14 protein-coding genes and 16 tRNA genes are annotated in these 14133 nt (G+C 33.2%); 27 read left to right on the top strand and 3 right to left on the bottom strand.

The window, feature by feature from the left end:
• Positions 1-96 precede the first annotated feature (96 nt).
• The 16 genes from LQ608_RS02240 to LQ608_RS02165 all read left to right on the top strand — a co-directional run bounded on the left by LQ608_RS02240 (position 97) and on the right by LQ608_RS02165 (position 1788).
• Positions 97-170, top strand: a tRNA-Arg gene (locus LQ608_RS02240).
• A gap of 19 nt (positions 171-189) precedes the next feature.
• Positions 190-263: transfer RNA gene (locus tag LQ608_RS02235), tRNA-Pro, on the top strand.
• Positions 264-287: 24 nt separating this feature from the next.
• Positions 288-363, top strand: a tRNA-Ala gene (locus LQ608_RS02230).
• A 19-nt stretch (positions 364-382) separates the two neighbouring features.
• A tRNA-Met gene (locus tag LQ608_RS02225) sits at positions 383-456 on the top strand.
• 37 nt (positions 457-493) lie between these two features.
• Positions 494-567 (top strand) — tRNA-Ile (locus LQ608_RS02220).
• A 12-nt stretch (positions 568-579) separates the two neighbouring features.
• A tRNA-Ser gene (locus LQ608_RS02215) sits at positions 580-672 on the top strand.
• A 29-nt stretch (positions 673-701) separates the two neighbouring features.
• A tRNA-Met gene (locus tag LQ608_RS02210) sits at positions 702-775 on the top strand.
• Positions 776-786: 11 nt separating this feature from the next.
• Positions 787-862: transfer RNA gene (locus tag LQ608_RS02205), tRNA-Asp, on the top strand.
• 19 nt (positions 863-881) lie between these two features.
• A tRNA-Phe gene (locus LQ608_RS02200) sits at positions 882-954 on the top strand.
• 14 nt (positions 955-968) lie between these two features.
• Positions 969-1044, top strand: a tRNA-Thr gene (locus LQ608_RS02195).
• A 6-nt stretch (positions 1045-1050) separates the two neighbouring features.
• Positions 1051-1134, top strand: a tRNA-Tyr gene (locus LQ608_RS02190).
• Between the two features lie 18 nt (positions 1135-1152).
• A tRNA-Trp gene (locus tag LQ608_RS02185) sits at positions 1153-1226 on the top strand.
• Between the two features lie 2 nt (positions 1227-1228).
• Positions 1229-1301: transfer RNA gene (locus LQ608_RS02180), tRNA-His, on the top strand.
• 14 nt (positions 1302-1315) lie between these two features.
• A tRNA-Gln gene (locus tag LQ608_RS02175) sits at positions 1316-1387 on the top strand.
• A 6-nt stretch (positions 1388-1393) separates the two neighbouring features.
• Positions 1394-1468 (top strand) — tRNA-Cys (locus tag LQ608_RS02170).
• A 235-nt stretch (positions 1469-1703) separates the two neighbouring features.
• Positions 1704-1788, top strand: a tRNA-Leu gene (locus LQ608_RS02165).
• 92 nt (positions 1789-1880) lie between these two features.
• Here LQ608_RS02165 and LQ608_RS02160 read toward each other — a convergent pair.
• Complete coding sequence (locus LQ608_RS02160; RefSeq protein ID WP_078357646.1) at positions 1881-2096, bottom strand: Gfo/Idh/MocA family oxidoreductase; 216 nt, start codon at positions 2094-2096, stop codon at positions 1881-1883.
• A 60-nt stretch (positions 2097-2156) separates the two neighbouring features.
• A complete protein-coding gene (locus LQ608_RS02155; protein ID WP_239749365.1) occupies positions 2157-3122 on the bottom strand; it encodes a LacI family DNA-binding transcriptional regulator in 966 nt (321 codons plus the stop codon).
• A gap of 83 nt (positions 3123-3205) precedes the next feature.
• Here LQ608_RS02155 and LQ608_RS02150 point away from each other — a divergent pair, with 83 nt between their 5' ends.
• The 9 genes from LQ608_RS02150 (at position 3206) to trmL (ending at position 12079) form a co-directional block, all read left to right on the top strand.
• Positions 3206-3547 (top strand): nuclear transport factor 2 family protein, encoded by a 342-nt coding sequence (locus tag LQ608_RS02150; RefSeq protein WP_239749364.1) that lies wholly within the window; start codon positions 3206-3208, stop codon positions 3545-3547.
• Between the two features lie 72 nt (positions 3548-3619).
• Complete coding sequence (locus tag LQ608_RS02145) at positions 3620-4672, top strand: PTS sugar transporter subunit IIC (protein ID WP_078357643.1); 1053 nt, start codon at positions 3620-3622, stop codon at positions 4670-4672.
• A 361-nt stretch (positions 4673-5033) separates the two neighbouring features.
• A complete protein-coding gene (locus LQ608_RS02140) occupies positions 5034-6497 on the top strand; it encodes an ABC transporter substrate-binding protein/permease (protein WP_275582997.1) in 1464 nt (487 codons plus the stop codon).
• The gene (locus tag LQ608_RS02135; RefSeq protein WP_078357641.1) at positions 6490-7215 is read left to right on the top strand and encodes an amino acid ABC transporter ATP-binding protein; all 726 of its coding nucleotides are present in this window, start codon (positions 6490-6492) and stop codon (positions 7213-7215) included. The genes LQ608_RS02140 and LQ608_RS02135 overlap by 8 nt, the downstream gene beginning before the upstream one ends.
• Before the next feature lie 26 nt (positions 7216-7241).
• The gene (gene argC, locus LQ608_RS02130; protein WP_239749363.1) at positions 7242-8276 is read left to right on the top strand and encodes an N-acetyl-gamma-glutamyl-phosphate reductase; all 1035 of its coding nucleotides are present in this window, start codon (positions 7242-7244) and stop codon (positions 8274-8276) included.
• 15 nt (positions 8277-8291) lie between these two features.
• Positions 8292-9530 (top strand): bifunctional glutamate N-acetyltransferase/amino-acid acetyltransferase ArgJ, encoded by a 1239-nt coding sequence (gene argJ / locus LQ608_RS02125; protein WP_239749362.1) that lies wholly within the window; start codon positions 8292-8294, stop codon positions 9528-9530.
• Between the two features lie 14 nt (positions 9531-9544).
• A complete protein-coding gene (gene argB / locus LQ608_RS02120; RefSeq protein ID WP_239749360.1) occupies positions 9545-10306 on the top strand; it encodes an acetylglutamate kinase in 762 nt (253 codons plus the stop codon).
• A 168-nt stretch (positions 10307-10474) separates the two neighbouring features.
• Positions 10475-11602, top strand: coding sequence for a tRNA epoxyqueuosine(34) reductase QueG (gene queG, locus LQ608_RS02115; RefSeq protein ID WP_107509806.1), 1128 nt, complete (start codon positions 10475-10477; stop codon positions 11600-11602).
• Positions 11603-11605: 3 nt separating this feature from the next.
• Positions 11606-12079, top strand: coding sequence for a tRNA (uridine(34)/cytosine(34)/5-carboxymethylaminomethyluridine(34)-2'-O)-methyltransferase TrmL (gene trmL, locus LQ608_RS02110; RefSeq protein ID WP_078357636.1), 474 nt, complete (start codon positions 11606-11608; stop codon positions 12077-12079).
• A gap of 29 nt (positions 12080-12108) precedes the next feature.
• Here trmL and LQ608_RS02105 read toward each other — a convergent pair whose 3' ends face one another.
• Positions 12109-12246: a hypothetical protein gene (locus LQ608_RS02105; protein WP_016913147.1), complete on the bottom strand. Its 138-nt coding sequence runs from the start codon at positions 12244-12246 to the stop codon at positions 12109-12111.
• An 86-nt stretch (positions 12247-12332) separates the two neighbouring features.
• Between LQ608_RS02105 and nagA the strand changes: the two genes are divergently transcribed.
• Complete coding sequence (gene nagA, locus LQ608_RS02100; RefSeq protein WP_239749359.1) at positions 12333-13484, top strand: N-acetylglucosamine-6-phosphate deacetylase; 1152 nt, start codon at positions 12333-12335, stop codon at positions 13482-13484.
• A 47-nt stretch (positions 13485-13531) separates the two neighbouring features.
• A complete protein-coding gene (locus LQ608_RS02095; protein WP_107509807.1) occupies positions 13532-14131 on the top strand; it encodes a 6-phosphogluconolactonase in 600 nt (199 codons plus the stop codon).
• Positions 14132-14133: the final 2 nt, after the last annotated feature.

The following is a 14133-nucleotide window of genomic DNA, read 5'->3' as shown; positions in this document are numbered from 1 at the left end:
CGGGGTGGCGGAACTGGCAGACGCACAGGACTTAAAATCCTGCGGTAAGTGATTACCGTACCGGTTCGATTCCGGTCCTCGGCACCATTTTAATATGCGCCCGTAGCTCAATTGGATAGAGCGTTTGACTACGGATCAAGAGGCTAGGGGTTCGACTCCTCTCGGGCGCGTAATGACCATTTTTGGTTACGGGAAGTAGCTCAGCTTGGTAGAGCACTTGGTTTGGGACCAAGGGGTCGCAGGTTCGAATCCTGTCTTCCCGACTCTTTAAAAGTTACATATTAAATGGGGGCTTAGCTCAGATGGGAGAGCGCCTGCTTTGCACGCAGGAGGTCAGCGGTTCGATCCCGCTAGTCTCCACCATTTAAAATAATATTATTACGGCGGCGTAGCTCAGCTGGCTAGAGCGTACGGTTCATACCCGTGAGGTCGGGGGTTCGATCCCCTCTGCCGCCATTAAAATTTTGAATATGAAATACATATTTTAAATTTTGGACCTTTAGCTCAGTTGGTCAGAGCAAACGGCTCATAACCGTTGGGTCGCAGGTTCGAGTCCTGCAAGGTCCATACTTATATAGTGGAGGAATACCCAAGTTCGGCTGAAGGGATCGGTCTTGAAAACCGACAGGGGCTTAACGGCTCGCGGGGGTTCGAATCCCTCTTCCTCCGCCATTATATTTGTAAAATTAAATTATTATTATCGCGGGATGGAGCAGTTCGGTAGCTCGTCGGGCTCATAACCCGAAGGTCGGTGGTTCAAATCCACCTCCCGCAATTATTATTTTAGGTCCCGTGGTGTAGCGGTTAACATGCCTGCCTGTCACGCAGGAGATCGCGGGTTCGATTCCCGTCGGGACCGCCATTTTTAAAATTTTATGTATGGCTCAGTAGCTCAGTCGGTAGAGCAAAGGACTGAAAATCCTTGTGTCGGCGGTTCGATTCCGTCCTGAGCCATCTTTTAACATTATGCCGGCCTAGCTCAATTGGTAGAGCAACTGACTTGTAATCAGTAGGTTGGGGGTTCAAGTCCTCTGGCCGGCACCATCTATCGGAGGGGTAGCGAAGTGGCTAAACGCGGCGGACTGTAAATCCGCTCCTTCGGGTTCGGCAGTTCGAATCTGCCCCCCTCCACCATATTTCTTATAATTTAATAGGGGCATAGTTTAACGGTAGAATAGAGGTCTCCAAAACCTTTGATGTGGGTTCGATTCCTACTGCCCCTGCCATGGCGGTTGTGGCGAAGTGGTTAACGCATCGGATTGTGGTTCCGACACGCGTGGGTTCGATTCCCATCAGCCGCCCTTACTTTTATTAATGGGCTATAGCCAAGCGGTAAGGCAACGGACTTTGACTCCGTCACGCGCTGGTTCGAATCCAGCTAGCCCAGTAGTCTGGCGGCATAGCCAAGTGGTAAGGCAGAGGTCTGCAAAACCTCTATTCACCGGTTCAAATCCGGTTGCCGCCTCCATTAATATTTTGCGGGAGTATTTCAACTCTTAGAATACATTCCTTCCCGGAATGAGATATAGGTGTAAATCCTATCTTCCGCTCCATTATTTTTCAGTACTACTAATTATTAAAATGCGGGAGTATTTCAACTCTTAGAATACATTCCTTCCCGGAATGAGATATAGGTGTAAGTCCTATCTTCCGCTCCATTATTTCTTCCATTGGGAAGATTTTTTTGTAGGAAATATAATTATGCCGGTGTGGTGGAATTGGCAGACACGCGGGACTCAAAATCCCGTGTCCGTTGAGGACGTGTCGGTTCGAACCCGACCACCGGTACTTATAACAAAAAGGCTGAGACAATTAATTTGTCTCAGCCTTTTATAATTTCATCATTAGATTACTGTCTTCTTCTTTTACTAACCTGCAATTTAAAGTTTTATAATATAATCAATTTTTTGATCATTATACAACTTACTTCTTGTCATTACTTTTGGAATTCCGTATTTATCTTTCATATTAATTGCTTTTGTTAAATTATCATCTGCACACGCTACTATGTCAATATTTCTTGTGTGTTGAACTAATTCTACATATATTTCTGAAGTAATGTTACAACCATCAATGCCGACTTTTTGTTTATTCATTTAAATTACCCCCTAAGATATGTGATTAAATAAAGGATAATCTATGAAATGCATTTCATGTCAACAATTAATATTTTTTACAGAATTTCTTTTTATTAATTTAGTTTCAAAAAAGTGATGTGTTATATTATTATCGTATAATTGGTTAAAGAGACTTTTGCCTATATTGATAAGTGGTATTTCTATCGTTGTCAGATTAAGCATCTCTGATATTTTATGATTTTCAAAGCCAATAATAGATAAATGTTCTTTTGCATCATTGTTTATACTTAGTAATAGACCAGCAGCTGTGTTGTCACCTGAAACTATAATTGCTGATGGGGGAGTTGGTGATTTATTTAAATCTTTAGCAAGTATATAACCATCTTCTAGTAATACATAATTTTCATAGATCTTTTTATTATTGAAAGTTAGTGATTTTTCTTTGCAAAAATCTTTATAAGCTGCAATCCTTAATAAAGAACTTGTGCTATTCTTTCTATTAATAGCACATGAGATATTTCGATGTCCATGTTCGTACAAATGGTTTAATGCCGTGTAAAAGGCCTTATAGTGATCAATATAGGTTGTACGAAGCTTAGAATGTGTTATATCTTCAAAAATAGAGATAGGCCCGTATTGAACATACTGTTCGATTATATTTAATGAAATATTTCTTGAACATATAATTAAGGCGTCTAGTTGTTTTAGTTTAAGCATTTCTAAAGCGTCTATTTCTTGGTCGGTATCATAAGAAGTTTGGAAAAGTACAATTTTCTTGTTTAATTTAATTGCTTCTTCTGATATACCTTGTATTAGCTGAGAAAAATAAGGATGATTAGAAAAAGGAATAACAACACCTATTAAGTTTGTTTTACCTTTTTTTAAATGTATGGCATTAATGTTAGGTATATAATTTATTTCTTCAATAACTTGGAGTACTCTATTCCTTTTCTCTTCGTTTACATAAGGGTGGTTATTAATTACTCTTGATACAGTACTGGGAGAAACACCAGCTTTTCTTGCGACTTCTTTTAGATTTGTCATACGGATTCCTCCTCATTTATACTATGTATTATATAAATATTTTAGCATAATAACTTAAAAATTATCTTTAAATTATAAGGTAGGTGAAATTTATTAAACAACAATTTTTTGAACTAGAATGTTCTCATTTAAACGCAAATAATAGATTAGATCATAATATTATACTAGATTTACTTGATGATAATTTCAAAGAGATTGGAAAGTCGGGTAGAGTCATTTATAAAAATGATATTGAAAACAGCACTTTACATACTTTTGAATATCAAATTAGTGATTTTGTAACTGAAAAGATTCAAAAAGGCATTGTATTGGTTACATATAAATTATTCAATGAGACGGATAATGTATTAACGAATAGAAGTACTTTGTGGATCAGAAAAAATAATCAGTGGAAAATGCGATTTCATCAAGGTACAATTATTTAAAATTAAAAATGTGATTGTCTATTAAAATAATCTCATATATGATTAATACATATTTAAATATGGAGGAATTTTATGGATAGACATTTCACTGTAAAGGAATTTTTCTTTAACATATTAAATGGTATAGGCGTAGGTATCGTTATTGCGCTTATACCAAATGCAATATTAGGTGTTTTATTTAGTTACTTATCACAGTTTCACCCTGTACTTGAAATGTTTAACCAAGCTTTATTACTTATGCAATATGCTATGAGTTTTATTATAGGAATAATTGTAGCTAATCAATTTAAATTTCAAGCTACAGATGCCGTGATGATAGGGGCAGCTGGATTAATAGGTTCAGGTGCTGTGAAAGTCCAAAATGGCCAATTTATGTTTGTTAGTATTGGCGATGTGGTCAATTTAATAGTTGTATTAATCATTAGTTGTTATTTAATGATTAAATTAAAAGGTAAATTTGGTTCTTTAGATATGCTAATTATGCCAATATTTATTTCGGTAGTTAGTGGTTTTATTGGAATGCTTACTTTGCCATATGTAAGTAATGTAACAAAAGGCATTGGAAAATTAATAGAACAATTCTCGACTTTAAATCCATTGTTAATGTGTATTTTGATAGCAATTACATATGCTCTCCTTATGGTCACTCCAATTTCAGTGGTAGCAATTGCAACAGCTGTAGGATTAGAAGGTCTAAGTTCAGGTGCAGGTAATATGGGAATCGTTGCGGCATGTGTAACATTCTTAATGGGATCATGGAAAGTAAATGATAAAGGGATTAATATCGTACTTATTATTGGTGCTGCAAAAATGATGATACCTGTCTACTTTAAAAATCCAATAATAGCAATACCGTTGATCATTAATGGGTTAATGAGTGGTTTGCTAACGTATTTTGTAGGAATAAAAGGAACACCTATGTCTACAGGATTCGGTTATACAGGTTTTGTTGGTCCAGCTAATGCAATAAAATATATGGACGGCTCAATAATTGTAAATATAGTTCTTTTAATATTCGCGTACTTTGTTATACCATTTGTATTTGCTTATATTGTACATAGATTATGCTTGAAATTATTACCTAAATATAATCAGGAAATGTTTTTGTTTAAAGAAAATGCATAAGAATTGAATACTAAAAAGCGCCCTCAGTTAGAGGACGCTTTTTTATATTACATTTTATATATAAATTTAACTATAATTATTAGAATATTATGAAAATATATTGTTTGTTTTCATAAAGTGAGGTAGAATAAATCATTATTCATAAATTTGCATATTGATATCATATTGATAAATGTATTAAATCAGTGCTAGTTACTTTGAAAAGTGTTATAACAGCGGTTACAAAAATTTGATTTTAAAATGAGATTATATTTAGTAACGACTAAATGAATAACCATTCAAAAACTTTTATAAAAAGCATTGCATAAAATTACATAAATGTGTATAATAATGAATATTATTAATTCAGGAGGTTACAACTTTGAAAAGAAATTTATTTGTGAAAGTAGTACTTATAACAGTTTGTTTACTACTTACTATCCCATATTTAGTCCCCAAACAGTCACACGCCCAAGAAACTGACCAGTGGGATAAAGCTAAAGAACGTGGCGAGCTAAGAGTAGGTTTATCAGCAGACTATGCACCATATGAATTTGAACATACCAAAGATGGAAAGCGTGAGTATGCAGGTATAGATATTGAACTTGCTAAAAAAATTGCGAAAGACAATGGTATAAAGCTTAAAATAGTGAATATGCAATTTGATAGTTTATTAGGTGCTTTAAAAACTGGAAAAATAGATATGATTATTTCAGGTATGGCACCGACTCCTGAAAGAAAAAAAGAAGTTGATTTTTCAGATCACTATATGGAAGTTAAGCAAAGACTAATTATACAAAAGAAAGATAAAGATAAATTAAAAACTATTGAAGATTTCAAAGGGAAAATGATTGGAGTACAAAAGCAAACAACGCAAGAGGAATTAGCAAAAACTGAAATGCCAGACTCTCAAGTGAGCTCACTTGCAAGGGTACCTGAAGTTATTATGTCACTTAATTCAGGAAAAGTAGATGGAATGATTATTGAAGGTCCTGTAGCAGATGCATATTTAGAGAAAAATCCAAATTTAACTTATTCAGATGTTGATTTTTCTGATGCAGATAAAACAACTGCCATCGCTTTACCTAAAGATTCTCCTCAATTAATGGAGAGAGTCAATAAAAGTGTTAAAGAAGTTCGAGATAATAATTTGATAAAAGATTATCAAGATAAAGCCACAGAAGCAATGTTTGATGATGGATCATTTTTTAGCAAATATGGCTCATATTTCTTACATGGTGTTGGATATACAATTCTATTATCATTCTTAGGAGTTGTAGCTGGTGCACTTATTGGTGTTTTCTTTGCATTGATGAAATTAAGCAACAGTAAAATCTTAAAATCTATTGCATCAGTTTATATAGAATTTATAAGAGGAACGCCTTTATTAGTTCAAGTATTTTTAGTGTATTTTGGTACAACAGCAGTACTTGGTTTAGATTTATCTGCACTTATTTGCGGTATTATCGCGCTTATTATTAACTGTAGTGCTTACATAGCAGAAATTATTAGAGCAGGGATTAATGCAGTTGATAATGGTCAAATGGAAGCCGCAAGATCATTAGGTTTAAATAAATCACAAGCTATGAAAAAAGTTATTATGCCTCAAGCGATTAAAAATATACTACCAGCTTTAGGTAATGAATTCGTAACTGTAATTAAAGAATCATCTATTGTATCAGTAATAGGTGTTAGTGAATTAATGTTTAATGCACAAGTTGTGCAAGGTGCGTCGTTTGACCCATTCACACCATTGTTAGTAGCAGCAGTATTGTACTTCATTTTAACGTTTACGTTATCTAGAGTGATGTATGTTGCTGAAAGGAGGTTCAGTGTCAGTGATTAAAGTTAATGATTTACACAAAACATTTGGTAAAAATGAAGTGTTAAAAGGTATAAATTTAAATATAGAAAAAGGAGAAGTAGTTGCCATAATAGGTCCATCAGGTAGTGGTAAAAGTACGCTATTAAGATGTTTAAACTTATTAGAAGATCCTACTTCAGGTCAAATTATTTTTGAAAACAATGACCTAACGAATACTAAGGGAGCAAAGCTTGATCAATTAAGACAAAAAATGGGAATGGTGTTCCAAAGTTTTAATTTGTTCCCTCACAAAAAAGTTATAGATAATGTTACTTTAACGCCTTTGACTTTGAAAAAAGGAAATAAATCTGAATTAGAAAAACAAGCTCATCAGTTGCTTGAAAAAGTTGGATTAGAAGATAAATCGGATGTTTATCCTTCAAAACTTTCTGGAGGACAAAAGCAGCGTGTCGCTATTGCGAGGGCATTAGCTATGAATCCAGAAGTTATTTTATTCGACGAACCAACTTCAGCACTTGATCCTGAAGTAGTTGGGGAAGTGTTAAGTGTTATGAAAGATTTAGCTAAAGAAGGCATGACAATGGTTGTTGTTACACATGAAATGGGCTTTGCTAAAAATGTAAGTGATCATGTCATTTTTATGGATGAAGGAATTGTACAAGAAGAAGGTACGCCTGAACAAATTTTTGATAATCCGCAAAATAGTAGAACGAAACAATTTTTATCTAAAGTATTGTAATACTAAAAAATAAAAGAGGTGTTTTCGTGTTAGAAATAGGTATAGTCGGCGGAAGTGGATATGGTGCAGTTGAACTAATTAGATTACTCAAACAACATAAAGAAGTGAATATTAAATATGTTTTTTCACATTCTAAGTCTGGGGAAGACATTAAAGAAACATATCCACATTTGCAAGACAATATTAATGTACCATTTTCAAGTTTAGATGTTGATAAAGTAGATTGCGATTTAATATTTTTTGCTACGCCATCAAATGTGAGTAAACATTTTATTCCTAAATTAATTGAACGAGGAATAAAAGTTATTGATTTATCAGGAGATTTCAGACTAAAAGATCCAGCATTATATGAAAAATATTATGGTGAAAAACCAGCTGAACAAAGCATACTTGATAAAGCTAATTATAGCTTAGCTGAGTGGTCCGATATAAACAATGATTCAACTAAAATTATTGCTAATCCAGGATGTTTTCCAACAGCGATTTTACTTTCTCTACATCCACTATTAAAAAACAATTTAATTAATAAGGAATCAATAATTATAGATGCTAAAACAGGTATTTCTGGTGCAGGTAGAAGTTTAAGTCAGAATGTTCATTATGGAGAAGCGAATGAGAATTTCTCTGCTTACAAATTAGGAACACATAAACATACGCCAGAAATTGAGCAATATTTGTCAAAATTATCAGGATCTGATATTAAAGTAATGTTTACACCACATCTTGTTCCTATGACAAGAGGCATACTGGCTACAATTTATGTAGATTTAAATGAAGAAATATCAGAAGAAGCATTACATAAAATGTATATAAAAACCTATCAAAATAAACCGTTTGTCCGTATTAGGAAAATAGGTGAATTTCCAAAAACTAAGGAAGTATTAGGTAGTAATTTTTGCGATATAGGTATTTACGTTGACGAAGAACGAAATAAAGCTGTAATCGTAACTGTAATAGATAATTTAGTAAAAGGTGCAAGTGGTCAAGCAATTCAAAACATGAATATTTTATATGGATTTAATGAAGATGAAGGTTTGAATTTATTACCAGTATATCCTTAGAAATGGAGGAATTTGATGTTAGAAGAAACTGAACAATTAATTGACTTTGAAATGACAATTATAGAAGAAGGTGACGTTGCGACACCTAAGGGCTTTGTAGCAGGTGGAACACACGTGGGCCTTCGTAGAGAAAAGAAAGATTTTGGTTGGCTATTTTCATCAGTTCCAGCTAATTGTGCAGCAGTATATACACAAAATGCTTTCAAAGCTGCACCATTACAAGTTACAGAGGAGAGTATAAGTGTTAATAATAAACTTTCTGCAGTAATCATTAATTCTGCAATAGCAAATGCTTGTACAGGCAAACGAGGTATTGAAGATGCGAAACAAACTCAAAAATGGGCTGCATCAAAATTACAAATACCAGAACATGAAATTGCAGTTGCTTCAACAGGTTTAATAGGCGAATTTTTGCCAATGCAAAAAATAGAGTATGGCGTTAATAATATAGATATACAAAATGATTTTAATTCTGAATATTTTAATGAATCTATTTTAACAACAGATAAAGAAACAAAACACATAGCTGTACAAGTGACTATTGATAATGAAGTGATAACAATTGGTGGAACTTGTAAAGGATCAGGTATGATACATCCGAATATGGCTACTATGTTAGGATTTATGACTACAGACGCAAACGTAGAAGTTGAAGATTTAAATAGTTTATTGAAAGAATCTGTTGATGAAACTTTTAATATGATTACTGTTGATGGAGATACAAGTACTAACGATATGGTTATTCTTTTAGCAAATGGCCAAAGTAATAACCAACCTTTATGTAAGCAACATCCTGAATGGAATAAATTTGCTAAAGCAGTGCAACATGTAAGTCGATATTTAGCACAAAGTATTGCTAGGGATGGCGAAGGTGCAACGAAATTAATAAAAGTTAAAGTTACAGGTGCCGAAACAAAAGAACAAAACAATATTATTGCTAAAACAATCGTCGGTTCTAGTTTAGTCAAGACGGCTATTCATGGAGCAGATCCAAACTTTGGCAGAATCATTTCAGCAATTGGATATGCTGATATTACGATAAATCCAACTGATATAGATGTATGGCTCTGTGATCATTTATTGGTTAGCAAAGGAATGAATGTTTCATTTGATGAGTTAGATTTAAAAGCGAAAATGGAGCAGGAAACTATTGAAATCAATGCTAAGATTGGTGATTCATCCTTTACATCTACAGCATTTGGGTGCGACTTATCTTATGATTACGTGAAAATTAATGCATTATATAGAACCTAATTGGAGGTCTTTAAGTGAAGTATGCAGTAATTAAAATAGGCGGAAGTATATTAAATAATCTTAGCAAATCAATAATTGAAGATATTCTCACTTTAAAAAAGCAAAATTATGTACCAATAATCGTGCATGGTGGAGGTCCATTTATAAATATGCAACTTAGTAAAATAGGAGTTGAAAGTAAATTTGTAGATGGATTACGTGTAACTGATGAGGAAGTGTTGCTACAAACTTCTAGTACATTGATAGGTGAAGTGAATCCTCAAGTAGTATTTCAAATCAATCAATATGAACCATTAGCAATAGGTGTTAATGGAATAGATATGAATTTATTTGATATAGAACCACTTCATCCTAAATACGGTTTTGTTGCAGAATGTTCTTCAGTTAACAAAGCTGCTCTAGAACTTATTTGTTCAAATAGTATCCCGGTTGTAGCTCCTATAGGTATAGATAGTATCAGTGGACAACGATACAATATAAATGCTGATAGTTTAGCTTATAAAATTGCAAGTGAAATGGAAGGCGATTTATTTCTAATAAGTGATATTCCAGGTGTACTCATTAAAGATGAAGTTCAAGCTAACTTAAGTATTAAAGATATTAATAATTATATTGAAACGACTGAAATATATGGTGGAATGATACCTAAAGTTACCGGTGCAATTTCAGCTATAAAAGATGGTTGTAAAAGCGTAAAAATTATTTCTGGATCATCAGAACATGCTTTATTAAAGAGTTCGATATCAAATGAAATAGGTACTACGATTACTTCTTAAAGATATAACAATTCAACATGATTAGTCTGCCAACAAATTCACTATCTTTGTTGGCAGCTTTTTTGTTTATATTCAAGATTTAATTTGTTTTAAATAACTTTAAAATCTAAAACTTTCATATAAATATGTTAAAATATATAAGCATGTTTGATAGTGAGGTGAATCAATTTGAATTTAGATTTATTGAAACAAGAAGTAATAGATTACGCGCATTCTATTGGAATAGATAGCATTGGATTTACAACGGCAGATCCCTTTGATGAATTAAAACAGAAATTAGAAGATTATCACTCAAAAGGCTACGCGTCTGGTTTTGAAGAAAGTGATATTGAATTAAGAACAGTTCCAAAACTCACGTTACCATCTGCAAGATCAATAATTGCTATTGCAGTAGGTTATCCTAATAAATTAAAAGATGCACCTAAAAGTGTAAGAGGTGACAGACGAGGTTTATTTGCACGAGCTTCATGGGGTCAAGATTATCATACGATTATGAGAAATCGACTAGATAAACTCAGTTTATTCCTACAAGAGAAAGTACCAGATGTAGAAGTGAAATCGATGGTTGATACAGGTGTTCTATCTGATCGAGCTGTTGCTGAAAGAGCGGGCTTAGGATTTGCAGGAAAAAATGGCTTTATTATAAATGAAGATTTAGGGACATGGAGCTATTTAGGTGAGATGTTAGTGAGTATCCCATTTAAACCTGACGACCCGGTTATCGATAGTTGTGGTGATTGTAATATATGTGTAGATCGATGTCCTACTGGAGCATTAGTGGGTGATGGACAATTAAATAGTCAAAAATGTATCAGCTTTTTAACGCAAACTAAAGGGTATTTAAAAGATGAATATCGTTATAAAATTGGTAATAGATTATATGGTTGTGATACATGTCAGCAAGTATGTCCAAGAAATAGAGGGATTAACACAGAACAAGATGATATCGTCTTAGAACCTGAAGTCTTGAAGCCTAGATTAGTTCCATTATTAAAAATGTCTAACAAAGAATTTAAGAATACTTATGGACATTTAGCTGGTGCATGGCGTGGAAAGAAACCGATTCAAAGAAATGCAATTGTTGCACTTGCACATTTTAATGAAGAAAGTGCAATACCTGATTTGAAAGATGTTGCATTAACAGATCCTAGACCAATGATAAGAGGTACAGCATTTTGGGCAATTGGACAAATTCAAGGTGAAGAAGCAAGATCATTTATAATGTCGCACTATGAACGTGAAATTGAAGAAGTTCAAGAAGAAATGATAAAAGGATTAGAGATTAGGAGAAAATAAAATATGACAAATCATGTAGTTTTATATCAACCAGAAATACCAGCAAATACAGGGAATATTGCACGTAGTTGTGCAGCAACAGATACAACTTTACATTTAATAAGACCATTAGGTTTTAGTACTGATGATAAAATGTTAAGAAGAGCAGGATTAGATTACTGGAAATTCGTAAATATTGTTTATTATGATAGTGTTGAAGAATTTTTTGAGAAAACAGAAGGTGGTAACTATTATTTATTAACTAAATTTGGTACACAACCACACACTGAATTTGATTATAGTAGTTTAGATGAAGATCATTATTTTGTGTTTGGTAGAGAAACGACTGGTCTTCCAGACTGGATTAAAGAAAAATATAAAGATACGGCTTTAAGAATTCCAATGAATGAAAATGTAAGATCATTAAATTTATCTAACACTGCTGCAATTTTAATTTATGAAGCTTTAAGACAACAAAATTATCCTAATTTATCATAAAAAAAACTGAGGCCAAATGGTCTCAGTTATTAATTATTTGATTTTAAAGATTCAAGCTCTTTATTTAAATCTTCTTCTTTAAGACCATAGTCTTTAGAATCGCGACCAGCAGTTAACATCGCAGTAATAAATGCTACACCAACCATACAAATTAATAACGTGTTCATTTAATTAGCCCCCTCGTAATGTTATGTTATCTTTATTATAAACGAATTAGGGGAATATTTAAATACATTTTTAAGGAGACATACAAATGGATAATTATATTTTAAAAAATGCACAAGTTTATACTGAAAAAACAAAGATTGAAAATGGATATATCGAAGTGCGTGATGGCTTTATTTATGATATTCAAGAAGGTGACTATAAAGGTAATGCTCGTGTTGTAGATTTAAAAGGACAACATTTGATACCAGGTTTTATTGATATACATATACATGGTGGTTATGGTCAAGATGCTATGGATGCTACTCCAGAAACTTTAAACGTATTATCTGAAAAATTATTATCAGAAGGAACAACAAGCTTTTTAGCTACTACTATGACGCAGTCTACAGATGCAGTTAATGCTGCGTTGGAAAATGTTGCGAAGTATAAACCGCTAGATGAAAAGCGTGCAGAAATATTAGGTGTACATTTAGAAGGTCCATTTATCTCTGAACATAAAGTTGGTGCTCAGAATCCAGCATTTGTTGCAAGACCCACAGTGCAAAAATTTAATGAGTTCCAAGATAAATCAAACGGGAATATTAAAATAGTAACAATTGCTCCAGAAGTAGAAGGTGCAAAAGAAACGATAAAACATTTAAGCAATGACGTTATTTTTTCTGCGGGACACACAGTTACCGATTATAACGGGATTGAAGAAGCGGTAAATTATGGACTTAAACATGTAACACATTTATATAATGCACAAACAACTTTTACGCATAGAGAACCTGGAGTATTTGGAGCAGCACTGACTAATGAAAGACTAACAACTGAAGTTATTGTTGATGGTGTACATTCACATCCAGCAGCGGTTAAATTAGCTTATTTGGCAAAAGGGAATGAGAACTTCTGTATTATAACTGATGCAATGAGAGCAAAAGGAATGTCAGACGGAAAATACGATCTTGGTGGTCAAGATGTTTATGTGAAAAATAATGAGGCAAGACTAGAAAATGGTTCATTAGCAGGAAGCATACTTTTAATGAATAAGGGATTAAAGAACTTGATGGACTTTGCAAACGTGTCACTTGAAGAAGCATGGCGCACAACAAGTTTAAATCAAGCTATTCGTTTAAATGTAGATGATAGACTTGGTTCTATTAAAATTGGCAAGCAAGCAGACTTTGTTGTAGTTGATTCAGAATTAAATGTTTTAACTACTATTAAAAAAGGGTATATTATAAATAATGATTAAAGATTAATTTTTTGAAAATAGATAAGTTGAAATGAGGAGTGGACAAAATGGCTTTAAACTTTAAAGTATTTGAAACGAAAGATATCGCTGCACGTTACGCTGCAGACGTAGTTCGCAAACAATTTAATTCAGATAGTACTTCAGTAGTTGGCGTGCACTTAGATGCAGAGAATACAACATTTTTCGATGAATTATTAGATGATGTTAAGAAAAATCCAGTAAACTTTAGTCAAGTACACATTTTAGATTTTGATGGTAAAGAAGATTATTATACTGAACTAGGTGTACCAGCTAAGCAAGTTTTAAAAACAGATGTTGGTAGTGATGTAGAATCATTCATTAAAGAAAAAGTGAACACTGACAAAAAGAAAAATAAATTGATGTTAGATGTTGTGACTTTAACTGAAGATAGCAGAACTGGATTAGATTATAATCAAGCAATTCATCCAGCTAGAGAAGTTATTGTATTAGTTACAGGTAAAGAAAAAGCAAAAGCAGTTAGCAAGTTGTATGAAGAACCAGCTAACGGCTCAGTTGAATCAGCAAAATTAAAACAACATAGAATGGTAACAGTTATATTAGATAATGAAGCGGCACAAGGATTGCCAGAAGATGTTAGATCTTACTTCTCAATTCAATTTTCATAAGA

This window comes from Mammaliicoccus sp. H-M34 (assembly GCF_022386495.1).
Lineage (GTDB): Bacteria > Bacillota > Bacilli > Staphylococcales > Staphylococcaceae > Mammaliicoccus > Mammaliicoccus fleurettii.
The sequence above is the reverse complement of the archived record's forward strand: the minus strand, read 5'-3'. Positions and strand labels throughout refer to the sequence as shown.

Coding starts and splice junctions, on each gene's coding strand:
- LQ608_RS02145 (WP_078357643.1), top strand. CDS start 3,620: ATGGATAGACATTTCACTGTAAAGGAATTTTTCTTTAACATATTAAAT.
- LQ608_RS02095 (WP_107509807.1), top strand. CDS start 13,532: ATGGCTTTAAACTTTAAAGTATTTGAAACGAAAGATATCGCTGCACGT.
- LQ608_RS02105 (WP_016913147.1), bottom strand. CDS start 12,246: ATGAACACGTTATTAATTTGTATGGTTGGTGTAGCATTTATTACTGCG.
- LQ608_RS02160 (WP_078357646.1), bottom strand. CDS start 2,096: ATGAATAAACAAAAAGTCGGCATTGATGGTTGTAACATTACTTCAGAA.
- nagA (WP_239749359.1), top strand. CDS start 12,333: ATGGATAATTATATTTTAAAAAATGCACAAGTTTATACTGAAAAAACA.
- trmL (WP_078357636.1), top strand. CDS start 11,606: ATGACAAATCATGTAGTTTTATATCAACCAGAAATACCAGCAAATACA.
- LQ608_RS02155 (WP_239749365.1), bottom strand. CDS start 3,122: ATGACAAATCTAAAAGAAGTCGCAAGAAAAGCTGGTGTTTCTCCCAGT.
- argJ (WP_239749362.1), top strand. CDS start 8,292: ATGTTAGAAGAAACTGAACAATTAATTGACTTTGAAATGACAATTATA.